Below are 25,184 nucleotides of genomic sequence, written 5' to 3'. Positions count from 1 at the left end.
CTATGTTTCCCAGCATCAGCACAAGCGTCACCAATTCTACCGCGCCGATGATTTCCAGAATCCGCCTCGGGCTCACAATCCCACCCCTGTCGTTGAGCCGGGACGGTAGATCATCAAAACGACGACCGCCGCCCAGAGCAGGTTGAAAATTCCGGTCGTCATTCCCAGGCGAACGGTTACCGGCTGATCAGCACCGAGCGCGTCGACAACACGTTTCTGCCCGGGCAGGATAAGCGCGACCAAAATCCCGGCGGCGGCGACTGTCAGAAGCAGCGAGATAATCAGCCAGGTATCCCCGAGCACTCCCATCCGCGCACCGGTCGCGAGGCCGAAGACCGGGACCAGCACCCCGATCGCCGCGTAGACGCGGGTTGTCCGATGCAGAACCTGCAGGGTCGCGGCTTTCTTCGGGTCATCAGCGGCGAGCCGCGCTGCGCTTGGGAACATGCTCGCGGCGACGGCGACCGGGCCGATGGCGAGAATGGCCGCCAGGACGTGGATCGACAGCAGGAAAGCGCTCACGCGACTTCACCGGCACCGCTCGTGCTGACCCAGGTGGTGCCGCGGCGTTCGTATTCGAAAAGCTGCTCGACGGTATGCGCGGTGTGCGAACCGAAATCTCGCTCCAGCACGTAGAGCGCCGCGTCGAGACCGGAAGTGACGCCACCGCCGCTGATGAGGTCGCCGTCGTCGACCACGCGGGCGCGGACGGCGTTCACTCCGATGGACGCGAGCCGGTCGACGCCGAGCACATGCGTCGTCGCGGTGCGGCCTTCGAGCAAACCCGCCATCGCCAGCGCGAGCGAACCTCCGCAGATGGTCACGACCGTGCTGTCCGGGTTGGCGAACGCGCGGCGCAGCAACGGCTTCGCGTCCCCCGAAGCGAAGCGCGACAGCAGGACGGGGATGGTCTCGACGTTCGGGTCGGGATCTTCGTCCACCGGGCCGGCGGCACCGGGGACGAGGACGTAGCCGGACGCGTCGGGGTCGAACGCGGCGGTCGCGGTGAGGGTGAGCCCGGTGACGCCGGAGCGCACGACGCCAGGGCCGTCCGCGCTCACGAGTTCGACGGCGAGTTTGCCGCTCGCCGACAGCACTTCGAACGGAGCGACGACGTCGAGCGGGTCGAACCCGTCGAAGAGCACGAACTGGGCCCGCAGCATGGGTGGTTCCTTTCGATGGACGCTTTCGTCCATCGAAAGCCCTCCGCGATGATCTCCACAATGGCTATCTGGACATCTTCCGCCGGTATCTGGCCAGACGGGAGATGCCTTACGATCCAGGGATGTACACCATCGCGGTGCTTGCTCTCCCGGACGCGATCCCCTTCGATCTGGCCACCCCGATCGAGACCTTCGGACGCGTCCGGCTCCCGGACGGCCGCCCTGGGTACCGGACGCTCGTCGCCGGTCCGGAGCGCGACATCGCGGCGGGTCCGTTGCGGCTGGCGGTCAGCGAGGGCCTGGACGCCCTCCAGCGGGCCGACCTCATCGTGGTGCCCGGACGGGAGAACCCGCTGGCACCGACCTCGCCAGCCGTCCTCGACGCGTTGCGGGCCGCCGCGGATCGAGGCACCCGAATCGCGTCGATCTGCGTCGGAGCGTTCACCCTCGCCGAAGCAGGATTGCTCGACGGCCTGGACGCGACCACGCATTGGCTCGCCGCCGACCAATTCAAGCGGAAGTACCCGGCAGTCCAGGTGAACCCCGACGTGCTGTACACGGACAACGGGAAAATCCTCACTTCCGCGGGTGCGGTAGCCGGAATTGATCTGTGCCTGCACATCGTCCAGAACGATTACGGAACCGCGGTCGCCGCCGACGCCGCCCGGCTCGCTGTCGCGCCGTTGCACCGGCCCGGCGGACAGGCGCAATACATCGTCCGCAACCGCGCGCCCAGCCGCCCGACCACGCTCGACCAGGTCCTGCCGTGGATCGAGGAAAACGCGTACCGGGACCTCGCGCTCGCGGATCTCGCGGACGCGGCCGGGATGAGCGTGCGCACGCTCACCAGGCGGTTCAAGGACGAAACCGGCCAAAGCCCCATGCAATGGGTGGCCGGAGTGCGCATCCGCCACGCTCAGGAACTGCTCGAAACCACCGACCACACCGTCGACCGGATCGCCGCGCAGACCGGATTCCCCACGACGAGCAATTTCCGTTCCCAGTTCGGCCAGGCGATCGGGGTGACGCCCGGCGCGTACCGGAAGGTATTCCGGCCGGGACCGGATGCCGGACCCGCGAAGACTCCTGCGGCGTCAGTGCCCGATGGCGACTGATTCCGCCTCGCGGGCAGACAGATCCACCACGCGCGAACACCGCTCGGCCACCGCTTCGTCGTGCGTCGCCACGACGATCGTCTTGCCCGCCTCGTTGAGCTTCTGCAGAAGGTCCAGGACCCGATCCCGGTTCTTGGCGTCGAGCGAGCCGGTCGGTTCGTCGGCCAGGACGAGGTCGCACGGTTTCAGCAGCAGCCGCGCCACGGCGACGCGTTGCTGTTCGCCCCCGGACAGCGAGTGGATCTTCCGGTGTTCCGACCGGCGCAGCCCGACCTGCGCGAGCGCCTCCTTGATCCGGTCCGGCTTCGGCGTCCCACGCTGGGCGTAGGTGAGCGCGACCTCCAGATTGTGCTCGACCGTCTCGTTGTCGATGAGCGCGAAGTTCTGGAACAGATAGCCCAACCGGTTGCGGCGCAGCAGATTCGCCGCCCGCGAGCGGGGCCGGGGCGCGCGTTCGCCGAACAGGCGGACCTCGCCGCCGTCCGGCGATTCCAGCAGGCCGAGCAGGTTCAGGACGGTCGACTTCCCAGCCCCGCTCGCGCCGGTCAGCGCGATGAACTCGCCTGGCCTGACGCGGAGGGCGAAATCGTCCAGGTGAGCAGCGTACTGTTTCCGGACTCCGCGGAGTTCGCACGAGAATTCCATGGGTCACAGCTCCTTCAAGCGGTTGACTGTGTTGCGGCGCTCCAGGATGCGAGCGGTCACGACCACGAACATCGCCTCGATCGCCAGCGAGAGCACTGATATGGCAGCCAGCTCCGGTAACCGGTCCAGCGGGCCTGCCGTGGTATCCGCCGGAGACAGCGTGTTCATCGCCAGCACCGCCAGTCCGATCCCAGCCAGCACGGTCTGGCCCAGCCACGTGGTGCCGAGGGCGATCAGCAGTTCCCGGTACGACCGGGCGAAGCCGATGCCGTGGAGTCTGCGCACGGTGAGCCGGCGGCGCAGCCGGTCGGAACCGATGAGCACGATCACCGCGGTCAGGGCGACCAGGACGAACAGCGCCGCACCCGCGAACACCGCGATCTGCGTGATCCCGCCGCGCACCTGGTCGAGCTGCGCGGCCATGGCCTGGTGCACGGTGACGAGATGCTGGAGGTTGTCGTCGAGTTTGAGCTGCTTCAGCTTCGGGCCGAGCGCGGCGAGCGTGCCGGCCGGATCGTCGCCGACGCGGACCTTGAGCCCGGTGTCCAGACCGCCGGTGATCGCGTTGAGCCGGTCGACAGTGAGGCTGTTCGCCGGGGTCATGATCTCGACGATCGGGTCGGTGATCAGGTTCCCGTGCCCGGGATTGACCTGCGGATCGTAGCTGAACACGCCTTGCCCGGAAGCGGTCCAGACGATCCGGACGCGCTGGCTCGTGAACCGCGGCTGGTCGCCGGTGATGCGTTGTTCCGCTTGCGTCGCCCCGGTGATTCCCGGACCGCCGGTGCGGGTTTCCTGAAGGAGCTGGCGGATCTGCGCTTCCCGCGGCTTGAACTGCTCGGGAACGGCCACGACCCACTCCGGATCGTCGGCGGCGACCGTGATCGGCTTCCGCGCGGCGTCCAGAATCGGGTACTGCTCGAGGTAATGCGTGTTGACCCGGATCGGCGGCACCGGCCAGCGGGACGTCGGATCCGGCGGTGTGCCCGGCTCGTAGTTGGCGGCGTCGACGAAGAGCGCGCCTGCCCGGTCGAGCACCGGATAGAGGTCGCGGGCTTCCGCGACCGACGACGCGTTGCCCCCGGTTTCCATTTCCTGCTGGTCGTTTCCGATCATGCGCGGGTAGAAGACCGCGTAGCCCTGGACTTTCTCCCACGGTGCCAGCAAATCCTGCTGCTTGGCCAGTTCGGAGAACTGCTGCCAGACCACCACGGCCAGCACCGCGAGGATCGCGCCGCAGACCGCCTTGACCACGGCCGGTGCGGCGATCGCCAAACCGAAGGGCGAGCGGTGTCGAGTCCTGTGATTCACTGCAGACTTCCTTTGACGAGATCCGAAATGCGCACCCGGGTGACGACGAGCAGCCCGATGCCCAGCGTCGCCGCGAACCCGGCGGCCGTCACCGGCGCCACCGCGAACAGGAACGACGAGTCCACGCTGGGCGAGACGAGCACGACTGCCGCGCACGCACCCAGGCTCGCGAGAGTGGCGCCGATCTGCGTTCTCCCGACGACCTCGTACCAGATCCGTGCCGTCGGATGCCCGACCAGGCGAAGCACGCCGATCCGCTTTCCCTCGCGCAGCAACCGGAACGCAATGACCACAGTGGACACTCCGGCCAGCAGATACGCCAGGATTCGCAACCCTGGTCCGGTTTCCGTCGTCGGCTGCGCTCCGCGCTGCGACGGAGTCAGCTCGGCGTCCGGGACGCCCGCTTCCGCCAACCGCTCGCGGACGAGTCCGAGAAAACGGTCTGTGGCGGGCCCAGCGTCCACCACGTACTGGCCGGAACTAGGCAAGGAATCGAACGCCTGGCGCAACGGCGCGAACGTCAGCTCGTATCGGTCCGCGAAAACCGCTGGCACCCCGACGTTTCCCGCCTTGCCGGACGTTGAGACGGTCGCCGAACCGCTCCGCGATTCCGCTGGGCTCAGCCAACGTCCTTGTGCGAGAGCGAATTCGCCGAACAGCGCCGTCCGATCGCCGCCGAGCAAGACGTAATGCGTGATGTGCTTGCGGTCCGCTTGAGTGCTCACGGTGGTGCGCACAACCGTGGCACCGGTCTTCTCCGCCGCTTCGGCGAGAATGCGCAGCGTCGTGTCCGGATCGGCGGTCTGCGGGCGTTCCGGCCAGACGAACGGCACCCCGATCCGGTCCGCCGCGGTCTCGCTGTGTGCTTCCTGTTCGAGAACCACGTCCATCAGGACGACCGCCGGAACAGCGAACAGTATTCCCGCGAAAAGAAGAGAGAGGATCAGTCGCACGGAAAGCTCGCTCTCGTCGCTGCTGCGTGCTTGCTGCGGTGGAGGTGCGGTGCCGGGACCCCGTTGGCCCGGCACCGCGCCGTGGTGATCATGCCCGGAGCGTCAGGCCACGATCACGCGTTGGGGTTGTAGTACGTGTAGCAGGTGTAGGCCCATCCCGCCCTGGTGTGCGCGTTGGACCAGGAACCCGCCGACGCGTACCGCTTGTCGTTGGCGCCGCCGATGGCCGCCGTCGAGCTGTGGTAGTTCCTCGGGTGGTTGTAATTCGAGAAGCAGCCCTTCCAGATGCCGTCGCTGCCGGAACCGTGGCACCAGGTGCCGCCGCCGGCGCTGCCGCAGCTCGCCGGGACAGCCACCCGGGACGGCGACGCGTTCGCGGCCGAAACGATCCCCGCGGACATGACGACCGCGAGCGAAGCGACCGAAGCCACCCTGGCGATCTTCAGAGACGCAGACCCCATTGTCATGATTTCCCCATTCTTTTCCTGATTTCCCCTGAGCGGATGTTCCCCCAGCCTGAACGAAAAACATTCAGGTTTTGTCCTCGGCACGGTAATGCCGGGACGAGAACAGCCGCGTCGTCCCCGCCGGCCCCCAACGCCGGCGGGACGTATGCGCCGGAGCATTCCGGCGAGCAGGCGCGGTCGATCAGAACAGGCGCGCACGCACCCGTCACTAGACCCGCTGACCTGCGGTAACAGCTATTTCGTCACAGAGTGCCGCGTCTAGCGCGCGGCGTGAAGAAAAACGGTGAAAACACCTGGATCCCCCTAGCGCTCGACTCCCCAATCTGACGCTGGAACAAAACACTACCGAACGTACCCGCAATCGGCCAAACGTCTTCCCGTCATGTCACTGAGATGGCGTAACCGCTCCCGGAGCGTCGCCGGCGTTACTGCCACCCGGACCAGCCAGCGCCGCCGAATGCCGCCGCGCGTTTTCCTCCCTTGCTATTCCTCGGATATCGCGCTCCCGTTTCGGAATACCGGCCGGTGCCGGACTGGTAGAATCGCGGGACAACCGCGGACAGGAAGGACCCGCGCGGTGTCACGCGCTGCAGAGCCGCATCCGCCCGTCGAACGCCCCGGCGCCTACCGGAGCCGCTTCACCGGCGCGCTGGAGTCGCTGCTCGCGGAAAAACGCTTCCCGAAGATCACGATCGGCGACCTCGTCGGCCGCGCGCACACCTCCCGCCGCGGCTTCTACGAGCACTTCGATTCCAAGGAAGCCTGCCTGGCCGCCCTGCTCAAGGAAGCCGCCGCGACCGGATCCGCGCAGGTAGCCGCGGCGGTCGACCGCACCGCGCCCTGGCAGACGCAACTCCGTCAGCTCGTCACGGCGTGGATCGGCGTCGTCGAGGCCCGGCCCGCGCTCATGCTGAGCTACCTCCACGACGTACCGCTGCTGGACGCTCCGGACCTGAACCACGACGCGTACATCGACGTCGCCCGCGCCATCTCGGCAGGCAACGAATTCCGCGCGTCCGGCGGCGCTCCGCTGTCGCGGAACCGAGCGCTGATCTTGTTGGGAGGACTGGAAAAACTAGCCGAGGACGCGCTGCGACGTGGTGATGCGGTGCGCACCGAGGAAGCGGTGCAGGCAGCGATTCTTCTTGCTGCTTCGTAATATCTCAGTTCACCTGACCTGACACCGCGTCCACTAGCGTCCGATACACCTGCTGACACCGCCGAATCCGCACCGGACGCGGATCGTGCGCGATCTCTTGCCCCAACGCGGTAAGCGATCCGAGCAACGCGACAGCGAGCTCTTCGAGACCGCCGCCAGAACCGCCCGCCTCGCGCAGCAACGCGACAGTCGGCTCCCGCCACCACTGTTCGTCCAGGTTTCGCCACCGTTCCTGGCCCAGCACGGACGGGCCGTCGACCAGCAGGATCCGCCCGACCGCCGGGTCCGCGCACCGGCGCAGGAAGAGCGAGCCGGACGTCTTGAGCCGGTCGGACGGCGTCGCCGTGCCACCGGAGCGGGACCGCAGCACCCGGTGCAGATCGGCGTGCACCTGCTCGACCACGGCGTGGAACAGCTCCTGCTTGTTCTCCCAGTGGTGGTAGACCGCACCGGTGGTGATCCCGGCCGCGGCGGCGATCTGGGCCAGCGAAGTGCCCGCGTAGCCCTGCTCGGCGAAGCGCAGCCGCGCGGCCTCGACCAGGTCGTGGCGGGTGGTCCGGGACCGTTCCTCGTTCGTTCGCCGCATCCATCTACCTAATCATGTTATGTTTCTGAGCGTGGACACGGTGCGGGCTCAGGAGATTATCGACAGCAGCCCGTTCGGGCCGTGGTGGGGTTTGGTGGTGAAGGCGGTCGAACCGGGCGCCGCGACGCTTTCCTTGCCCGCCCGTCCGGAGTTTTTCCGCCCCGGCAACGTTCTGCAGGGCGGCTGCGCCATGACGCTCGCCGACGTCACCTGCTGGATCGCGATCCTCTCCGCGCTCGGTCCCGAGGAACCGGCCGTCACGGTGAACATGACCACCGCGTTCCTCGGCGCCGCGCGGTCCGACCTGACCTGCGAGTCGTCCCTGACCCGAACCGGCCGCCGCACGATCTACGGCACCGCGACGGTCACCGACGACGCCGGACGGCAGGTCTCCCACCACACGCTGACATACCTGCGCCCAAGCTGAAAGACATCAGCTCAGCACGACCCACCGCTCCCCCGGCCGGTCGACGACGGCGGGCTGCCAACGCGGACCGACCGCCGCGGCCAGTTCGTCACCCCGCGCGATCAGCGAGCTGACTGCGGGTTCGCCGACCACGATCACCGCCGACCAGTCGACGTGCGCCAGGAGATGGTCCTCGCCGACCCCGAACTGCGTGCCCAGGAGCGCGACCACGTCGTGGCCGGTGTCCGGGCTCGACTGGATCCCGCGCGCATCCGGGACTTCAGCATCGGTTTCCGCGAAGGAGTCCGCCGATTCCTCTCGTTCCGCTGACCACACGTGGTCGTCAAGCCGATCGATGCGCCGGCACAGGTCGAACGCCTGCTCGTCGGACAGGCGCAGGGCGACGCTGCGGCCGTCGGTCAGCGTGAACGTCAGCTCTGCCTCAGGGATCCCGGCACTGCCCGGTTCGGCCTCGACGGTCCCCGCGACGTCTCCGAACAGCACCAGCTCAGCCGGGCTTTCCTGTCCTTGGCCCAGCGACGGCAGGTTCGCGGCCATTTCGAGGACGGAGTGCGCGGCGGTCCAGAACGCTTCCTTGTCGCGGAAATCCTTGCGACTCCGGCTCAACGTCCGCCCGATCCCGGCGGGTTCGACGTAAGCCTCCACCCGGCCGGTGCCGACACTGTCGTCCCAGGTCGCGGTGACCGTGACGTTGTTGGCGAGGCGTTTGCGGTAGGCCTCGACCCGGTCGTGCCGGGCGAGTTCCCAGCCGTCGGCCTGCTCCGGCCAGTCGTCGTTCACCGATAGGGTCCTCTCGAAGGGCGCTGCGGATACGGCTCTCCGACGTGCCGCGCGCGTTCCTAGTTCCGCGCCGCGACCGATTCCACGCCCGCCGCCGGATGTTCCGCGCCCTGAGCGAGCAGCGTGATGGCACCCGCGGCCACGATCACCGCAGCGGTAACCAACGCGGTCAACGGCCAGCCGAGCCGCTCCGCCGCAGTCGCGCCGAACGCCGTGCCGAGGCTTCCCCCAGCGAAATACACCACCATGTAAGCACTGTTGAACCGCGCGGGCGCACTTGGCTCAATCGCCAGCACAGTGCTCTGATTCGCCACCTGCGCCGCGAAAAGCCCCGCGTCAAACAGCGCCAAGCACAGTAGCGTCGAAACAGTGCTCGGCAACGCGAGAGCGAGCACCGCACTGGCCGCTCCGGCGAGACTCAGTCCACAAAGGATCACCCGGCGCGCGCCCACGCGATCGGTCCACGCTCCCGCGATTCGGGTAGCGAGAATTCCTAATATGCCAGCGAAAGCGTACAGCCCAATCCGCTCGGCGGAGTACGAAAAGGGCGGCTTCGACAGGGCAACCGCGATCCCGGACCACACCGCACAGAACGCGAAGAACCAGAGCGTTCCCCGTACCGCCGCGAGCCGAAGCACCGGATATCGCCGGTATAGTCCCGGAATCGAGCGCAACGTGGCAAGGTAGCCGCGATTGTTCGTACCGGTCACCGAAGGCAGCACGAGCAGCACCGCCACCGCGACCACCACGCATCCGGCGGCGAAAACGCCCAGCATCGCGCGCCAGCCGATCAGGTCGGACAGCCAGCCGCCGATGATGCGGCCCGCGAGAATGCCCGCTGAGATTCCGGCGGTGACGATTCCCAGCGCGGTAGAGCGCCGGTCCGGGCTCGCCAGGCGGGCGGTCACCGAACTCAGCCCGGCCCCTACCGACGAGCACGCGCCGAGCACGCCGAGCACCAGGCCGAGCAGCCACACCTGGCCGACGATCGCGTTCAGTCCCAACGCGACGGCAAGCGCGCCGAACTGCGCCGACAGGACATAGCGCGGCGGAAACTGGTCGACGAGCGGCACCAGCAGCGCGAGTCCGCACAGGTAGCCGACCGGTCCGCAGGCGAGCGCGACGCCGACCGAACCGAGGGACGTGCCGAGCGCTCCGCCGACCTCGGCGATCGCGGGCTGCAGCGGGTAGACGGCCGCGGTGCCCAGCGCGGCGGCGAGTGAAATGAACCAGACGACAGGACCGCGAATGTTCTCCGAATGCACGGGCCGAGCGTAGAAAGGACCGCACGCGAACGCTGGCGAAAATCCGCCATCACCCGAAGGACCGGACACGGCATCGCGGTTTGTGGGATGATCGAGTTCCATGACGACACCACCGCGGTCGCCGCGCTCCGGAAAGTTGCCGAGCCGACCGGTCCGATCATGACCGGCGAGCGGGCGCGGCAGATCGACGTCGGCCGTCTGCCCGAGGACGTCGCAGACCTCATCGAGTCGCTCAGACCGGGCGAAAACCTAGTCCTCACCAGGGACGGCAACCCAGTCGCGACGGTCTCCAGCGCCAGTGTCCGGCCCGAACCGCCGCGGACGGAATACGACGACGTGACAGTGGTCGCCACCGCGATGAAGCTGTCGGCCTCGGCCCGGATGTCGCTGTCCGCCGAACTCGGCTCCGACTACCTCGTGCTGGACCTGCACTCGGCACCGGCGACCGCCGACGTGCTGCTCGTGCCGCCGGTGAGCCCGCAGCTGATCGGCGGGCTGCGGGCGCAGTTCCCGAAGGCGCGGGTCGTCCTCGCCGAGGTCGACGACCCGGAACTGGGCGTCAGCTACCACGGACCGGTCCGGCGGCTGCTCGACGCCGGCGCGGAGACCTACCTGACCTCGGCGAACGTCCCGCATCTGGCGCGGCAGCTCGACCACGCGGTCACCCGGCGGCAGCAACTCGACGGCGGGTCGGCCGCCCCGTTGGAGATCAGCCCCGCGGACTCGTGACCGCTACCGGCCGACGCCGCCGCACACGTCGAGCCTCGCGCTCGCCGATGCGGGCGAGCGCGGTCCGGCTGCCAGTCATGCACGGACTCTCCGCAACCAGGTGCGGCCTTCTTCAATGATTTCCTGTTCCCGCTTGCTGAATCGAGTCGCGCAGGTATCGGTCACCTGATGTCCACTGTGCTCCAGCAGATACGCCAACGCGGCGTACTCGCGCGGATGCCGAAGCGGATCAAGATCGTCAGTAGGCCGGAGCCCATAGGGATAGGTAAAGCCGCCCATGTCGTAGACGGAATCCCGGCGCGCGATGCGCCAGACGCCGTCCCGCCGGTCGATCCGGTCGAGAAATCTGTTGTGGACAGTCACGCCGATTCCCAGCTCGAGGTGATCGGCGACGAGCATCGCATTGGTCTCCACGAAGGCACGGTCGCCGACGGCCTCGATGACCGGAGTGCCGATGAAGTGCTTGCTGCGCAACGGCCCGCCGCTCATCCGCCGTGATCCCTCGACAAAATCCTTGGCCGGTCCGGAAAACCACAGGATCGTCAGGGTCGCGTCGTCGTGGAAGAGCTTCGCCAGTGCGTCCCAGTCCTCCCGGTCGCGATGGATCCAGCCGGTCGTCAAGTCGGCGATCGCCTGCCGGTCGGCGGCGGGCACTTCTTCCGGCATAGCGATTCTCCTGATCTCGAACGGAATCCACACCCCTGCCTCACCAGCTTCACCCGGCGAGAAACCCGCCGCCACCGCCCGTCGGACAGCCGATACCGGGATCCCGCCAAGATCACCGGCAGGCCGTTCGGCGGTATCCTGGGAGCCGATGCCGAAACGCCGCCACTTCTGCTGGTCGGGCGACGATCCCATCCAGGGCCGCTGGTCGCTGGCCCACGGGGAAGGGGTCGCCGCGCATCAGCACGCGCAGGGGCAGCTGCTGTACGCGGCGAGCGGGCTGCTGGCCACCACCACCGAGCGGGGCACGTGGGTCGCGCCCGCGGATCGCATCTCGTGGACGCCGCCCTCCTTCGAGCACGGCCACCGCGCGTACGGCGAGACCGAGATCAGCATTCTCGAAGTGCCCGCCGAACTGTGTTCCGCACTCCCCGCCACGCCGACCGTCTTCACCGTCTCGGCGCTGCTGCGCGCCGCGGTCCTGAAGCTGACCGGCGGCGCGCCCCTGCGGCCGGACGTCGGCGACCGGCTGCTCCGAGTGCTGGTCGACGAGCTGACCGCACTCCCGGAGCAGGCGGTCTACCTGCCCGAACCCGCCGACGACCGGCTCCGCGCGGTCACCGATCGCCTGCGCGGGAACCCGGCCGAAACCGCCACGCTCGGCGAACTCGGCCGGGCGGTCGGGGCCAGCGAGCGGACACTCAGCCGGCTGTTCCGCACGGAACTCGGGATGAGCTTCTCGCAGTGGCGCGCACAGCTGCGGATCCAGCACGCGCTGGTGTACCTCGGACAGGGCCGTTCGGTGACCTACACCGCGTTGCGCTGCGGATGGGCCAACCCGACCAGCTTCATCGAGACCTTCTCCGCCATCGTCGGCCAGACACCAGGCAGCTACCAAACCGAACTCCGACGCCAGACCGCCATGACTCGGTGAGAATCAGCCGAACCGACGCAGTTCACCCTCCGCCCAGCCCGGCTCCCCGGTCCGCGCGAACGCGACCCACGCCGCGTGCACCTCCGCCGCCAAACCAGCCGGAGCAGCGGATGGGCCCAGCAAACCGGTATCGCCGTGCAGCCACGGTTCATCCGCGAGATCGAAGACAAACGGCAGCTCGACGGTATGCGCCGCGCCGAGCCGTCCATCCAGCGCTGTGGAACGGTAGCCGAACGAGTAGACATACGTGCGGCCGCCGGTTGAGGTCTCAGCGTGCGCCTGTGCCATCCGAGCGGTGCCAGCCCCGAACAGCAACTCGCCCAGCTGGTCGGCGGTGGCGTCCGGCTTTCCTTGCGGCACCAGGTAAAGCCGTCCCTCCTCGGTGTTCGTGCCGATCAGCAGATCGACATCGCCGACCAGGCTGTCGGCGGGCTGCACCGGCAGAACCAGGCTGAACGGGCTGAGCCCGGCGAGCGGATCCGCAGCGGTCGCGGTGTGCAGGTCCAGCCCGGCGAGCGCGGGCAACATCTCCAGGAACCGTTCGTCGGGAATCTCCCCGAACGCCGCCGCGGTCGGTTCGACGCCCAATGCGGCAGCCGCAGCCGTGGTAACCCGTTGCGCCTGCTCCGGAGTGAACGCACCCGTGCCGCTTCCACTTTGGACAATCGCGCGCCGGAACAGTCCGACCGCCTCCGGGGTAGCGAGCAGCGCGCAAGTGAGCGTCGCCCCCGCCGATTGCCCGAAGACCGTGACGTTCCCCGGATCCCCGCCGAACGCGGCGATCGAGTCGCGCACCCACCGGAGTGCGGCGATGACGTCGAGCAGCCCGCGATTGTCCGGAGCTCCTTCCAGCGCAAGGAAACCGGGGATGCCGAGCCGGTAGTTGACCGTCACGAGGACGATCCCGTCGCGGGCGAAAGCGCTGCCGTCGTAGAGTGCGGCGCGGGTCGAACCGGTGACAAACCCGCCGCCGTGCACGAAGACCATGACTGGACGGTTACCAGCGTCCGCCGCTGGGGTACGCACGTCGAGCGTCAGATATTCCTCGCCGGGAACCCAGCCCGGGCCGAAGTATGGGGTCATGTCAAGGCGGCCGAAGTCGCGCGTGGGCTGCGGAGCGGTCGGCGACGGCTGAGTACCGTCGCGGACTCCGGACCAGCCCGGATGCGGTTCCGGCGAAGCGAACCGGCCCGGCCCGATCGGGGCTGCGGCGTAGGGAATGGACCGGTAGAGCTCGCCCGCCGCGTCGCGAAGGCCGCGCACCGCGCCCGCCGCGGTCTCGACGACCGGATGTTCTTGCTGAGACACGAGAATCCCTTCAGGAGATCCGGGAGAACCCGGCCCACTTCTTGATCGCGAACTTCGACCCGTCCCGCTCGACATCCGCCGCACCGGAACCGGGAAAGTGCGCCGGGAACAGCAGCGCGTTGTCGTCCGCGGCCCGGCCGAGCAGGGTGCGCCGGGTCGCCCGCGCCTCCGCCGGGTCCTCGCAGAAGCAGGAGTTGGTCTCCGGCTCCGCGATCTGCAGCGGGGTGTGCACCAGATCGCCGACGAACAGCGCCCGGTCGCCGCCGGAGTCCAGCGTCAGCACGGAGGAGCCGGGCGTGTGCCCGGGTGCGAGGTCGAGCCGCAGATTCCGGTCGATCCGGTGCGTCCCGTCCCACAACTGGACCTGCCCCGCCCGCCGCACCGGGGCGACGCTGTCCTCGAAGACGTTCTGGTTCCCGCGCCCGAGGACGGTCTCGTTTTCGTTGGCCGGATCCCAGAACTCGAAGTCCCTCAATGGCATCAGGTACGTGGCGTTCGGGAACGTCGGCACCCAGGCGCGGCCGTCGAGCCGGGTGTTCCAGCCGACGTGGTCGATATGCAGGTGGGTGTTGATCACGACATCGACGTCCTCGGGCGACACACCGGCAGCGGCGAGGTGATCGAGGTAGCTGGTGTCGAGGCGGTTCCACACCTGCGCGTACGGCCGGTCCTTGTGGTTGCCGACGCCGGTGTCGACGAGGATCGTGCGGCCCTCGCTGCGCAGCAGCCACGACTGGATCGCCGACTGGCATTCGCCGGTCTCCGGATCCCAGAAATCGGGGGCCAGCCAGCCGCGATGCTCGTCCCACGAGCCCGCCGGACTGTCCGGGAAGAACTGGTCCGGGGTCATCTCGACCGACCCGGAGAACTCTTTGACGCGGGTGACCGTGACGTCGCCCAGCATGATCTCGTCCATGCGACCGAGCCTGCGCGGACCGGTGCGCCCGGACCACTCCCGCGTTTTCCTACCCCGCGCAGGGGGTGGCAGTGATATCTCACCGCGGCGGATAGTGGAACCCATGACCGCTGGCCCGCTCGGAGACTTCCTGCACGCACGACGCGCCCGGCTGCGCCCCTCCGACGTCGGCCTGCAGGACGTCGGACCCCGCCGCCGGGTCGCCGGACTGCGCCGGGAAGAGCTGGCGCACCTGGCCGGCGTCAGCGTCTCGTACTACACGCGGCTGGAGCAGGGCCTCTCGCGCGGCGCGTCCGCCGAGGTGCTCGACGCGATCGGGCGCGCCCTGCAGCTCGACACCCACGAGCGAGCCCACCTGGACCGCCTCGCCGACGCGGCCCGCCGCACGCCCCAGCCGCGCCGTCCCCGCCCGGAGAAGCTGGCCGACGAAACGCGCGACCTTCTCCGCGCGCTCGACGGCGTCCCGGCGCTGGTGCTCGGCCGCCGGACGGACGTCCTGGCGTGGAACCCGCTCGGGCACGCTTTGCTGGCCGGGCACTTGGACCTAGGCCAACGCCCCAACCTGAGCCGGATGCTGTTCCTGGACCCGCACTGCCGCGAGCTGTACGCGGATTGGAAACGCAAGGCCCGCGCGGTGGTCGGCAACCTGCGCATCACCGTCGGGAAACACCCGGACGACCCGCTGCTGGCCGAACTGATCGGCGAGCTGACGATGAAGAGCCCGGAGTTCGTCTCGCTGTGGCAGGACCACCGGGTCGGACCCTGTGACGCCGATTCGTACGAACTGCGGCACCCGGTGGTCGGCCGGGTGACGGTGACCCAGCAGACGCTGTCGGTGGCGCGGTCACCGGAGCAGGTGCTGATCGTGTGCACCGCTCCGCAGGGGTCGGCCTCGGAGGAGGCGTTGACGTTGCTTCGGCAGGTCAGCGCCCCGGCGAGCCTTCCGAAAACGGCCGAATACGACACCTACCGGCGATGACTCGGCCGGGCCGGGTTGAACAGGACGACGCTGCAGATCAGCACCAGCCCGGCGACCGCGACCCCGACCACCGGGCTGATCAGCAGCGCCACCGCGCTGATCACGCTCGCGGCGAAGGACAGTTGCAGGCACCCCCACAACACCGGCGCCAGCCACGACAGCGTTTCCGACGCCGCGCACACCCAGCGGCCCCTGGCGACCGGCTTGCGGTGCCGCCCCGGGCCGCGGCGGGCGAAGACTTTCGTGGCGGCGGCGAGCATCTCGTCGCGGGTGGCGATCCGTTTCCCGCCACGGGCCGGGGCGACGGCGGCCCCGAATTCGACGCGTTCCACCCTTCCGGCGTGGTCGTCGTCTAGCGGATCGGTGTTCTCCGGCGGTACAGTCATCGCGTCTGTTCCTTTGCCTAGAAGCTGGTTTCAGACAACTCCGTGGCCCCCTGTTCCCGCAGGGGGCCACATCCATCTCTCCGGGCGCGCGGCCCGGTTCGATACTTCTCATCTTGACCACGAGTGCACACAGAACTCGATACCCACTGACGGTCGTCTCGCCCAGCGGCATCCAACTGTCGGTTAACGGCAAAGAGACACGACGAACTACCGTGCGCAATATCGTCCGCCGGTTCTGCCGGACGGCGCCGGTAACTTCGGCGACAACGAACTCCCCGGCCGAACTCCGGCTCGCAGCCGTCCCCACCGGCTCCGACCTGCGTTAACAGGCACGGCTCAGCACTGCACGCGAAGCCCCCGGCAGCGAGCGAAACCCTCGTCGAGCCGGAAGACGGCGGCGATTCCTAGCGCAGCGAGAACAATTTTTCATCACTCACAAGAGTGGTAACGTGTGCTCGACGAGAACGATCACCGAGAGCTGAGACCGCATCGCCACCGGATGCCACAGGGAGCTCTGACCAGTGATTTTCCCGAAAAAGCCAGACCGGCGAAGAATATTGGCCTTCAGCCAACCCACCGCGGCGTTCTCCGTTTATCGCAGACCGCACGGCATCTGCCGACTGGAATATGCATACCTGCCCCGCCTAGGCAGAATATTCTGACATGCCTTGCCCACCCGGCTTCCGGGGCCCCGGCGACGACCCGCCGGAAAGCTCCCGACCGGCCGCTAACACCGCGGCATTGGACAGATCCCGGCCAGGAAAAGGACACCGCCATCACCGCGATCACCGCGAGAAAACTGTCCCGACGCCAAACAGGTGAACTTATCGGGCCATTTCGGCACGGTGCAAGTCCGCGCCTTGCTTCGCCCTATTCCCTCCTCGATCCTGAGGTTTGAATATTCCGAAGAAGGTCATCGGCTTGACAAGGACGAAACCATGAGTTCCTACGATCCGAACACCGTGAGTTCTTCGCTCGACGACGCGGCCTGGCAGCGGCCGTCGGCGTGCGGCGGCAACGGCGGCGACTGCGTCGAGATCAATCTCAGCGATCCCGACGTCGTCGCGGTGCGGGATTCCAAGATCGGCCGTTCTCCCGCCCTCGTCTTCGACAATCGGGAATGGGCCGCATTCGCCGGCGCGCTGCGCGAGGGGCAGTTCGACCGCTGATCGCGCACAGATCGCCCGCCCCGGTCCCCCATTCGGCGCCGCCTCCGGACAACCGGGCGAACCCGTCCGTCCTGGCCGTCGGTAATGCGAGGGACTATCATGATTTCGTGCCCGGAAAAGGTGTGGTTTTCTCCCCCGATCGGACGGCTCGCGCCTCGTGAGCCGGCTTTCCGTCGAGGCCCAGCTTGTCGAACTGGGCAAAATTCTCGTCGCCGCCCGCGTCGAACGCGGGCTGACCCAGGGCGAACTCGGCGACGCCCTCGGCTACACGCAGCCGAACATCAGCAAGATGGAGCGCGGCAAGACGCGGATCCATCCGCATTTGCTCGACAAATGGATCGACGTCCTCGAGATCGATTCCGCCGAGGCCGAGCGGATGCGGCACTACAACCTGGCCGCCCGCGCCGACCGGGTGTGGAACGCGCGGCGCCTCGCGGCCAGCCCGGCCTGGTTCCATCCGGTGTTCGAGGCCGAGCAGGAGGCCGCGATCATCCTGAAGTGGACCGGCGAGCGCATCAGCGGGATGCTGCAGACCGAGGACTACATGATGGAGCAGTTCCAGGCCTACGGCCGCACGGACGTCACCGACGCCGTGCACGAGCGCAAACTGCGGGCCAAGCTCCTCGACGACCACCCGGACCGGACGTACAAGTTCCTCCTCAGCGAAAGCGCGGTCCACCGGCTGACCCGGGCGCGCACGGACAATCCGTACGTCGCGCTCGGCCAGGTCCGGCATCTGCTCGCCCTCGCCCGCACCCGCCCCTGGGCGACCATCCGGTTCGTGCCGTTCGACAAAGGCCCGTTGCACGTCGGCCCCGATTTCACCATTTTGCAGTTCGTCAACAGCAAGCTCGACCGTTCTTTCGCCGAAACGTCGAACGGCGTCCAGTCTTTCCTCAACGACACCGAAACGTACGACACCGATCTGCAATCGTGGGAATCCCTTTCGAGTGTCGCCCTTTCGGCGGAGGAATCGGCAATTCTGCTCGAAGAAGCCGAGGCGGATCTGCTCAGCGTCCGTCCGCCCTCTCCCCGCCGGGCCGGAGAGACGCTACGCTGATCCCGCGCCGTCGACCACGAGGAGAAACTGGTGACTGGCCTGGAGCACGAGTCCTTTCCGCCGCCGGGGATCGATCTCAGCCGTCCCAGCGTGGCGCGGGTCTACGACTATTACCTCGGCGGATCCGCGAATTGGGAAATCGACCGGCAGTTCGCCGGGCGGATGCTGCGCGATTATCCGACGGTGCGCCCGATCGCCCAGGCCAACCGCCGATTTCTGCACCGCGTGGTCCGGCATCTGGTGCGCGCCGGAATCCGGCAGATCGTCGACCTCGGATCCGGCGTCCCCACGATGGGGCACGCGCACGAAATCGCCGAGCAGATCGCGCCGGGCGAGGTGAAGGTCGCGTACGTCGACTGCGAACCGGTCGCCGTCGCGCATTCCACCAGCCTGCTGCGCGAAAAGGGCGACCCGGCCCGGCACGTCGCCCTGCACGCGGACCTGCGCGACCCGCGACGGCTGTGGTCCCTGCTCGCCGGATCGGGCGTCATCGACCTCGACCAGCCGATCGCTCTGCTGCTCATCTGCGTCCTGCACATCGAGCAGCCACCCGTGCCCGGCAGCGAAAGCACCGCGGACCTCGGCCCCAGCGTCGCCGCCGAGTACCGCGAACTCCTCGTCCCGGGGTCGTATCTGGCGCTGTCGCACGTCACCGACGAGGGCGTCCCGCCGCACTGCGAGCAACTGCTGGCCGACGCCAAACAGCGTTACGCCGCCGCGGGCACCGACCTCATCTACCGCGACCGCGCCGAGATCACCGCGCTGTTCGGGGACTTCACCCTGCTCGAGCCCGGCGTCACCTGGACCCCGCTGTGGCATCCGGAGGAAGCCGGCCCGGACGACCGGACCATCCCGCTCGACGCGGCGAACGAGTCGCTGCTGCTCGCCGGGGTGGCCCGCAAGGAGTGAGCGCGGCGCCCGCGACCACGGCCGGTGGTCGCGGGCACTCCCGCGAGCGGCCGGGCGCGGCAGGTAGGCTTCACCAGTGTTTCGCCAGGTGATGTGCGCGGTCTGATGGCAAATACCTACCCCCCCCCCCGGACTTTTTTCACGGAGAGTGCCCGTGGATCCTGGGTTTGACCACTGGTTGACCGTCGGTTTCGAGCGCCGGGTCCTGGTGGTGGTGCGGACCGTGACGACGCTCAACCGGTTGCTCGACGTGCTCACGCTCTTCAGCGGCGACCACCGCGTCCAGACCGTTTTCACCTTCGACCGCGAGCGTCCGGCCATCCTCGGGGCAGGCGTGCCCCGGCTGCTGGAACAGCTGGGCGCCGCGGTGGTCCCGTGGCAGCAGGCGATCACGACCGAGTTCGACCTCGCGATCGCGGCCAGCGAAAACGACGATCTTCACCTGCTGCGCGCCCCGGTCGTCCTGCTGCCGCACGGGATCGGCCACCAGAAGTACTACCCCGGCAGTTCGGTCGTCGCCGGGCTCAACCCGGAACGGCTCGTGCACGACGGCAGGGTCGTCCCGGCGCTGATCGCCGTCGCGCACGCCGAGCAGCGCGACCAGCTCCGCGCGGCGAGCCCGGAGGCGGCCGAGCGCGCGGAGGTCGTCGGCGATCCGTGTCTCGACCGGCTCGTGGCCGGGGCGCACCGGGCGGCCGAGTACCGCGCGGCGCTGGCCGGACGGGGCAAGCGGCTCGTGACGATCGCGTCCACCTGGGGTCCGTCGTCGGTTCTCGGACAGCGTCCCGACCTTCCGCTCCGGCTCGTCGCCGAACTGCCGGTCGACACCACCACGGTGTGCGCGATCCTGCATCCCGGCATCGCGGCGGCGCACAGCTCGTGGCAGCTTGACGCGTGGCTCGCCGAGGCGAAACAGGCTGGGCTGCTGGTGATCCCGTCCGAAACCGGCTGGCAGGCCGCGGTGACCGCGTCCTCGTGCGTGATCGGGGACGAAAGTTCTGTGTCGCTCTACGCCGCCGCGCTGGATCGGCCGATGCTGATGGCCGGAAGTCCTTCTCCGGCAACAGTTCCCGGTTCTCCCGCCGCGATGCTGGCCGCGCGCACGGACCCGCTTGCCGCCGACGGTCCGCTGGCCGCGCAGATCGACGACGCGATCGACCGGCATGTCCCGGGCAGCTACGAACCTGTTGCCAAGCAAGCGGTCGCGGTCCCCGGACGGTCGGCTGAGCTGTTGCGTGCCGCGTGCTACCGCTTGATGAAGCTGCCGGAGCCGAGCGGCCCCGCGGAATTCACCAGCTACCCGGTCACCTCACCGACCCGAACGGAACCGGTCGCGTTCATCGCCGGCATCCGCGAGCACGGGTCGACAGATGTGCTGGTCCGGCTGCCCGCGACCGAAGTGCCGCAGCAACTGCACCATCTGCACGTGATCGCGCACCACACCCGCGCGTCGCTGCGCGAACTGTCGGCAGCCGCCATCGTGTTCACCGACGACGCCGAAGTCGACTTCCCCGACTGGGCTGCCGCCGTCCTCAAGCAGTGGCCGGACGCACAATTCGCTGCCGCCCGACTCGAAGACCGTTGCCTCGCCGCGGATCGCAGCGGCCGCCGTTACGAACTGGTCCCGGACTCCCGGCAGGTCGACCCGCTGGCGGCAGTGTCGATGCTCTACTTAGGACGGACCGAACTCGACTTCGGCCGGAACCGGGTCAACGTAGCGATTCGAATTCGGTGATGTACTCGTTCGTCCGGGGATGACCGAGCTTCCAGGCGTCGCCGATCAACTGTCCCCACGCCGTCCGCGCAGCCTCCGGCCGGCCTTCCGCGGCAAGGATGCGCGCCTCGATTTCCCGGACTTCCCACTGGTATTGGTCCGCACCAGTGGATTTCAGCTCCGCGCGGGCACGGCTCCAGCACTCCCGGGCGCGCACCAGGTCGCCCAGCGCGAGGAACGCCCGCGCAGCCACCATGTCCAGCCGGCTGAGGTTGGCACCGGTCGCGTGCTGACGGCCGCTCTCGATCTCGGCCATCGCTTCCGCCGGGCGTCCGGCCTTGACCAGGACCGAAGCGAGCATCCGATGGTGAATGCCGAGCGCGTAGCCGTGTTCGAGATGCTGGTCGAGCGCGATGGCCTTCCGGAGCCAGACCTCGGCTTCAGCGAGCAAACTGGCGCGCTCCGCCGGACGCGCGTCGGCCTGTTCCTCGAAGAACCGCGCCCGGAACTCAGCCACCGATGATTGCAGCCGCTCCCGCCGCGCCGGACGGATGTTGACGGCCTCAGCCAACTCCCACGCCAGACGGAGATCGGCGTCTGCGGTGTCGAAAGCCCTTGCCAGGAAACAGGTTTTGGCCCGCATGGACAAGGTCCGCGCGTAAAGCGCCTGTGGCTCGCCACCGGCCAAGGCCGCCGCCGCGCGGACCGCGAGGTCGCTGATCTCGGCGTACTCGCGCCATAGCCAGCGCCGGGTGATCAGCACTTCCAACGCACCGGCGAGCTGGCACACCTCCACGTGCTTCCCCCGCCGAGCCGCGGCGCGCACCACCTCGGTGATGAGCCCCAGATGCCGGTGCAGCCAGTCGAGCCGGTCCTCGGGGAGCGTCCACGACAGACCGGGCGGAACGACGTATTCGCGCAACCGCCCGGCGTCCCCCGCGAGATCCGCGGCGACCGTTCGATCCCGGACATGGCTCAACAGCCGGAGAAACGCCGCGTCGCGATCCGCGGGAAGCTTCGCCGCGTACTGAGATACCAGCGCGGTGAGCCGATGCCAGCCGCCGACCTGCTCAGTCAGCATCGCGCTGACAACCGCGTCGAACACGTCGTCCAGCATCCCGAGGTAAGCGACCGCGGTTTCCCGGGTAAACCAGTGCCCGGGAAACCCGGACAACAACGCGACCGCCTCGGCCGTTTCCGGCGCGAGCCTCGCGAAAGCCTGTTCCAGCGAGTCGTTGATGACGCCCTCAGCGTCCACGATCCCGTTCGCCTGGTAGCGCGCGAGGAGCCCGCTGACCGGATACGGCTCGCCACTGTGCCGCGCAAGGCTCAAGCCCACTTCACGAATCGCGGACGGCATCCGGCCGGACATCTCCAGCAGCGCGTCGGTCGCGTCGGGTTCCGCGTCAAGCCGGACCGCGCCGCAATAGTAGGCAAGCATTTCCCGCGCACCCTCGTTCTCGAGGCCGCCCAACAGAATCGGCGCCGGATCGAGCGCGTCGAGGTCGCGGGTGCGAGCGGAGGAGGTCGCGAGCACGAGATTCATCCGGAACGGACGGAACAGCTCGACCTCGCGCGCCGAACCGACGTTGTCGAGAATGACGGTGAACAACCGGGTCGCCAGCACGGAGCCGAACTGCTGGTCCAGACCAGCGTCGTCGGCCGCGATCTCGCCGCTGGGAATGCCCAGCTTCAGCAGCGCCTGCCGTTTGACGAGCGCCAGATCGACGACCGCGCCAGTACGCGATTCCGCGACGTCGATCTCGATCCAGCCGCCAGGGAACCGATCCCGCACGAGCCCCGCGATCTGCCGGGCAAGCTCGGTCTTCCCGGACCCGACCGCCCCGTAAATAAGACAAACCCCGGATTCGCGCGGCTCCCGAAGATGCTCGGCATGATTGAAAAACCGCTCAATACCCTCAACGACGGGCGGCCGCTGCCCCGCAGCATTCAACACCGCGACGGCTTCCATCAGCTCAGCACAAAACCCAGGATCGTCCTGACAAGCGGCCAACACCTGCCCGCGAAGCTCCGCCACAGAAACCGGCCCGGACCCGAACTTCGCCCCGAACTTGGCCCTGGCGATGCCCGCCAGCTGCCCCAGCCCCTTGTCGACCCGCCCGACCAAGGCGGTGGCCAGCAGTTTTGCCGCCTCGCTGGAAAACACCGCAACCGCGTCGATCAAGCCCCACCCCTAGTTCCTGGTACGCGCGAAACCACGCTAGCAGTGCGCGGTGTGCACGTCACCCCACGTCACACTCCCCGCGCCAGCCAGTACGTGAGGGCCGCCCTCATTGACTCTGATTCCCTCAGGGTTCCCCTCACGCACCTCCCCGCGCGCCGTGAAGGGCTCCTTCACGGACTTAGATTCCCTCAAGGAGCCCTTCACGGACCACCCCCGCCCGGCTCGCCATCGGGATTGCCGCCCCAATGCGGCATTGGGTGCATCCCACGCACCGAACGCCACATTGGGTGCATCCGACGCACCCAATGCCACATTGGGGCGCTAGCCACCACCCAAACCGCAGCCGATGCACCCGCGATAGAGGCACCCAGCCCGCCCCCGCAGCCAATGCACCCAACCATCGAGGCACCCAGCCCCTCCCCCGCACCCCGATACGAAGCCTCCCTGCGGGCGGCGGGTGCTTGTCAAGGCATCTTTCCTGCCTTGACAAGCACCCGCCGCCCGTCAGCACAATCAAGCTTCGGGGTGCCCCACGCAACCACGGTTATCAAGAAAGCAACCGCTGCTCCTTAGCCACAGCAACAGCCCCAGCCCGAGTATCCACCCCCAACTTCTCATAAATCCGCCCCAAATGCGTCTTAACCGTAGCCTCGCTGATAAACAACCGCCGAGCGATCTCCCGATTCCCCACCCCCTGCGCCAACTGTTCGAGAATATCCCGCTCCCGATCAGTCAACGCAGGCCGAGGCGCGCGCAACTGCGCCATCATCCGATCCGCCACCGGCGCCGACAACGCAGTCCGCCCAGCCGCAGCCGCCCGAATCGCCGCGTACAGTTCGTCCGCGGACTCAGCCTTCAGCAAATACCCCGTAGCCCCAGCCGCAATAGACCGAGTAATATCAGCGTCAGTGTCATAAGTAGTCAACACCAAAACCCGAGGCGGCTCAGCAACAGCACGAATACGCCGAATAGCCTCCACCCCGTCCATCCCGTCACCCAGCTGCAAATCCATCAACACGACATCCGGCCGCAACGCAGCAGCGAGATTGATCGCCTCCTGCCCAGTCGCGGCCTCGCCGATGACCTCGATCCCGCCCGCACCGGCCAGCAACGCACGCAGGCCGGCGCGGACCATGGCGTGGTCGTCGCACAGCACGACGCGGATGAGCTGGTCGTCAGACATGGCTTGGTCCCAACGGAATCGCGGCCGAGATGGCGGTGCCCTGCCCGGGCGCGGATTCGACGGTCAACCGGCCGCCGAGCTGCGTTGCCCGCGCGCGCATGGCGGGCAGGCCGTGGCCGCGGCCGTCGGCGCTCGGGGCGGACGGGTCGAAACCGCGGCCGTCGTCGGTGATGTCCAGCACGACCTCATCGTCTAGGTAGGTGAGAGTGAGCGCCACTCCCGACGCGTTGGCGTGTTCGCGTGCGTTGGCCAGCGCGCCCTGCGCGATCCGCACCAAAGTGGACTGCACCCGGCTGGGCAGCGGCCGGGCGGGCCCGTCGACCTGGACGCGCACCGGCTGCGGTTCGCGTTCGGCGACGTTCCGGAGGGCTTCCTCGACCGAGTGCCCGTCGAGGTCGGCAGGGGCGAGGTCCTGGACGAGACCGCGGGCTTCGGCCAGGTTTCGCGTGCCGATCTGTTGTGCCGCATGCAAATGCTCGCGAGCCAGGTCGGGATCAGCCCACGCGCGGTCGGCCGCCTGCAGCAGCATCGCCTGGCTGGACAGACCTTGCGCGAGCGCGTCGTGGATCTCGCGCGACAGCCGTTGGCGTTCGTCCAGCATCCCCGCGCGGCGCTCGGTTTCCCGCAACCGCACCGCCTGCCGCCGCAGGTACGTGATCACCGCGGCAGTCACCGCGGCGACGGCCACCGGCACGATCGTCAGGTTCGGGTCGAAGCCGGTCGAGAGCCGGTTCTGCGAGATCACCACGAGCGCCGTTACCAGCGTGACCAGCACTAACGCCGGTCCGGTCGGCAGCGTGCGCAGGCCGGTGACGAACAGCGGGACCGCGCACCACGCGAAGCTCGGCGCGAGCAGCACCAGCACCACCCACAGCACGGTCACGACGGCCAGCCAGCCGAGATACGGCACGGTGACCTGCTCGGGCCCGGTGACCCGCAGCACCAGGCCGACCGCGTAGACCGCCGCCAGGCAACCGGTCAGCGCGATCACCCAGGGCGCGGCCGGTTCGCCGTGGTGGTGGTCGAGGAAGCGCACGATCGACGCGACCAGCAGCAGGAAGAACGCCGTGTGCATGGTCGCGGCGAGCCACCGCGCGTCCCGATCGGTCATCGCCGCCCTCCGTTTTTCCGGTCCCACATCGAGCCTGACCTGTGCGAACCCGGTCGGCATCAGCCGA

General features: G+C 68.3%; 26 protein-coding genes. 10 read left to right on the top strand and 16 right to left on the bottom strand.

Annotated elements, in window-relative coordinates; all coding sequences use genetic code 11:
- Positions 1-72: 72 nt before the first annotated feature.
- Both FKO37_RS15255 and FKO37_RS15250 read right to left on the bottom strand, forming a co-directional pair.
- Positions 73-522 (bottom strand): hypothetical protein, encoded by a 450-nt coding sequence (locus FKO37_RS15255; RefSeq protein WP_134728738.1) that lies wholly within the window; start codon positions 520-522, stop codon positions 73-75.
- Positions 519-1,163: a DJ-1/PfpI family protein gene (locus FKO37_RS15250; protein ID WP_238604745.1), complete on the bottom strand. Its 645-nt coding sequence runs from the start codon at positions 1,161-1,163 to the stop codon at positions 519-521. The genes FKO37_RS15255 and FKO37_RS15250 overlap by 4 nt, the downstream gene beginning before the upstream one ends.
- Positions 1,164-1,285: 122 nt before the next feature.
- Here FKO37_RS15250 and FKO37_RS15245 point away from each other — a divergent pair, with 122 nt between their 5' ends.
- Positions 1,286-2,278 carry a GlxA family transcriptional regulator gene (locus tag FKO37_RS15245; RefSeq protein ID WP_238604744.1) on the top strand — a complete coding sequence of 331 codons (993 nt, stop codon included), beginning with the start codon at positions 1,286-1,288 and terminating at the stop codon, positions 2,276-2,278.
- On the opposite strand, the gene FKO37_RS15240 is transcribed toward FKO37_RS15245, so the two are convergent.
- The 4 genes from FKO37_RS15240 to FKO37_RS15225 form a co-directional block, all read right to left on the bottom strand.
- The gene (locus FKO37_RS15240) at positions 2,258-2,923 is read right to left on the bottom strand and encodes an ABC transporter ATP-binding protein (protein ID WP_238604743.1); all 666 of its coding nucleotides are present in this window, start codon (positions 2,921-2,923) and stop codon (positions 2,258-2,260) included. The genes FKO37_RS15245 and FKO37_RS15240 overlap by 21 nt on opposite strands.
- Positions 2,924-2,926: 3 nt before the next feature.
- Positions 2,927-4,234: a hypothetical protein gene (locus tag FKO37_RS15235; protein WP_238604742.1), complete on the bottom strand. Its 1,308-nt coding sequence runs from the start codon at positions 4,232-4,234 to the stop codon at positions 2,927-2,929.
- A complete protein-coding gene (locus FKO37_RS15230; protein ID WP_238604741.1) occupies positions 4,231-5,187 on the bottom strand; it encodes a hypothetical protein in 957 nt (318 codons plus the stop codon). Before FKO37_RS15230 ends, FKO37_RS15235 begins: the two co-directional genes overlap by 4 nt.
- Before the next feature lie 113 nt (positions 5,188-5,300).
- Positions 5,301-5,648 carry a lactococcin 972 family bacteriocin gene (locus tag FKO37_RS15225; RefSeq protein ID WP_051729447.1) on the bottom strand — a complete coding sequence of 116 codons (348 nt, stop codon included), beginning with the start codon at positions 5,646-5,648 and terminating at the stop codon, positions 5,301-5,303.
- A 583-nt stretch (positions 5,649-6,231) separates the two neighbouring features.
- On the opposite strand from FKO37_RS15225, the gene FKO37_RS15220 reads away from it, so the two are divergent.
- Entirely contained in the window at positions 6,232-6,813 is a 582-nt protein-coding gene (locus FKO37_RS15220) for a TetR/AcrR family transcriptional regulator (protein ID WP_238604740.1), read from the top strand.
- A gap of 4 nt (positions 6,814-6,817) precedes the next feature.
- On the opposite strand, the gene FKO37_RS15215 is transcribed toward FKO37_RS15220, so the two are convergent.
- Positions 6,818-7,399, bottom strand: coding sequence for a TetR/AcrR family transcriptional regulator (locus FKO37_RS15215; RefSeq protein WP_238604739.1), 582 nt, complete (start codon positions 7,397-7,399; stop codon positions 6,818-6,820).
- Positions 7,400-7,430: 31 nt separating this feature from the next.
- Here FKO37_RS15215 and FKO37_RS15210 point away from each other — a divergent pair, with 31 nt between their 5' ends.
- Positions 7,431-7,826: a PaaI family thioesterase gene (locus tag FKO37_RS15210; protein WP_205670028.1), complete on the top strand. Its 396-nt coding sequence runs from the start codon at positions 7,431-7,433 to the stop codon at positions 7,824-7,826.
- A 6-nt stretch (positions 7,827-7,832) separates the two neighbouring features.
- Here FKO37_RS15210 and FKO37_RS15205 read toward each other — a convergent pair whose 3' ends face one another.
- On the bottom strand, positions 7,833-8,606 hold the full coding sequence (locus FKO37_RS15205; RefSeq protein ID WP_134664764.1) for a hypothetical protein: 774 nt from the start codon (positions 8,604-8,606) through the stop codon (positions 7,833-7,835).
- A 59-nt stretch (positions 8,607-8,665) separates the two neighbouring features.
- Positions 8,666-9,871: an MFS transporter gene (locus FKO37_RS15200; protein WP_238604738.1), complete on the bottom strand. Its 1,206-nt coding sequence runs from the start codon at positions 9,869-9,871 to the stop codon at positions 8,666-8,668.
- An 87-nt stretch (positions 9,872-9,958) separates the two neighbouring features.
- Between FKO37_RS15200 and FKO37_RS15195 the strand changes: the two genes are divergently transcribed.
- On the top strand, positions 9,959-10,600 hold the full coding sequence (locus tag FKO37_RS15195) for a hypothetical protein (RefSeq protein WP_308196529.1): 642 nt from the start codon (positions 9,959-9,961) through the stop codon (positions 10,598-10,600).
- Positions 10,601-10,675: 75 nt separating this feature from the next.
- Here the strand turns inward: FKO37_RS15195 and FKO37_RS15190 are convergent, their stop codons facing one another.
- Positions 10,676-11,458: a nuclear transport factor 2 family protein gene (locus tag FKO37_RS15190; RefSeq protein ID WP_238604737.1), complete on the bottom strand. Its 783-nt coding sequence runs from the start codon at positions 11,456-11,458 to the stop codon at positions 10,676-10,678.
- Between FKO37_RS15190 and FKO37_RS15185 the strand changes: the two genes are divergently transcribed.
- Entirely contained in the window at positions 11,415-12,197 is a 783-nt protein-coding gene (locus FKO37_RS15185) for a helix-turn-helix domain-containing protein (RefSeq protein WP_238604736.1), read from the top strand. The genes FKO37_RS15190 and FKO37_RS15185 overlap by 44 nt on opposite strands.
- Before the next feature lie 3 nt (positions 12,198-12,200).
- On the opposite strand, the gene FKO37_RS15180 is transcribed toward FKO37_RS15185, so the two are convergent.
- Positions 12,201-13,505: a carboxylesterase/lipase family protein gene (locus FKO37_RS15180; RefSeq protein WP_238604735.1), complete on the bottom strand. Its 1,305-nt coding sequence runs from the start codon at positions 13,503-13,505 to the stop codon at positions 12,201-12,203.
- 10 nt (positions 13,506-13,515) lie between these two features.
- Positions 13,516-14,421 carry an MBL fold metallo-hydrolase gene (locus FKO37_RS15175; protein ID WP_238604734.1) on the bottom strand — a complete coding sequence of 302 codons (906 nt, stop codon included), beginning with the start codon at positions 14,419-14,421 and terminating at the stop codon, positions 13,516-13,518.
- Positions 14,422-14,524: 103 nt separating this feature from the next.
- Between FKO37_RS15175 and FKO37_RS15170 the strand changes: the two genes are divergently transcribed.
- Positions 14,525-15,400: a helix-turn-helix domain-containing protein gene (locus tag FKO37_RS15170; protein WP_238604733.1), complete on the top strand. Its 876-nt coding sequence runs from the start codon at positions 14,525-14,527 to the stop codon at positions 15,398-15,400.
- On the opposite strand, the gene FKO37_RS15165 is transcribed toward FKO37_RS15170, so the two are convergent.
- Entirely contained in the window at positions 15,388-15,786 is a 399-nt protein-coding gene (locus tag FKO37_RS15165; protein WP_134664774.1) for a hypothetical protein, read from the bottom strand. The two genes, FKO37_RS15170 and FKO37_RS15165, sit on opposite strands and share 13 nt — an antisense overlap.
- 938 nt (positions 15,787-16,724) lie before the next feature.
- Here FKO37_RS15165 and FKO37_RS15160 point away from each other — a divergent pair.
- From FKO37_RS15160 to FKO37_RS15145, 4 genes are all read left to right on the top strand, one after another.
- Positions 16,725-16,955, top strand: a complete 231-nt coding sequence (locus tag FKO37_RS15160; protein WP_009081852.1) for a DUF397 domain-containing protein — start codon at positions 16,725-16,727, stop codon at positions 16,953-16,955.
- Between the two features lie 157 nt (positions 16,956-17,112).
- Positions 17,113-18,015 (top strand): helix-turn-helix transcriptional regulator, encoded by a 903-nt coding sequence (locus tag FKO37_RS15155; RefSeq protein ID WP_037817938.1) that lies wholly within the window; start codon positions 17,113-17,115, stop codon positions 18,013-18,015.
- 39 nt (positions 18,016-18,054) lie between these two features.
- Positions 18,055-18,924, top strand: a complete 870-nt coding sequence (locus FKO37_RS15150) for an SAM-dependent methyltransferase (RefSeq protein ID WP_238608268.1) — start codon at positions 18,055-18,057, stop codon at positions 18,922-18,924.
- Positions 18,925-19,078: 154 nt separating this feature from the next.
- Positions 19,079-20,659: a hypothetical protein gene (locus FKO37_RS15145; RefSeq protein ID WP_238604732.1), complete on the top strand. Its 1,581-nt coding sequence runs from the start codon at positions 19,079-19,081 to the stop codon at positions 20,657-20,659.
- Here FKO37_RS15145 and FKO37_RS15140 read toward each other — a convergent pair.
- From FKO37_RS15140 to FKO37_RS15130, 3 genes are all read right to left on the bottom strand, one after another.
- Positions 20,634-22,823 (bottom strand): hypothetical protein, encoded by a 2,190-nt coding sequence (locus FKO37_RS15140; RefSeq protein WP_238604731.1) that lies wholly within the window; start codon positions 22,821-22,823, stop codon positions 20,634-20,636. The two genes, FKO37_RS15145 and FKO37_RS15140, sit on opposite strands and share 26 nt — an antisense overlap.
- A gap of 547 nt (positions 22,824-23,370) precedes the next feature.
- Complete coding sequence (locus FKO37_RS15135; RefSeq protein WP_043829723.1) at positions 23,371-24,006, bottom strand: response regulator transcription factor; 636 nt, start codon at positions 24,004-24,006, stop codon at positions 23,371-23,373.
- Positions 23,999-25,117 (bottom strand): sensor histidine kinase, encoded by a 1,119-nt coding sequence (locus tag FKO37_RS15130; RefSeq protein WP_238604730.1) that lies wholly within the window; start codon positions 25,115-25,117, stop codon positions 23,999-24,001. Before FKO37_RS15130 ends, FKO37_RS15135 begins: the two co-directional genes overlap by 8 nt.
- Between the last annotated feature and the right edge of the window lie 67 nt (positions 25,118-25,184).

Source organism: Amycolatopsis sp. Poz14 (assembly GCF_006704225.1).
GTDB lineage: Bacteria > Actinomycetota > Actinomycetes > Mycobacteriales > Pseudonocardiaceae > Amycolatopsis > Amycolatopsis nivea.
Note: the sequence above shows the minus strand (reverse complement) of the source record. Positions and strands in the feature narration are given on the sequence as shown.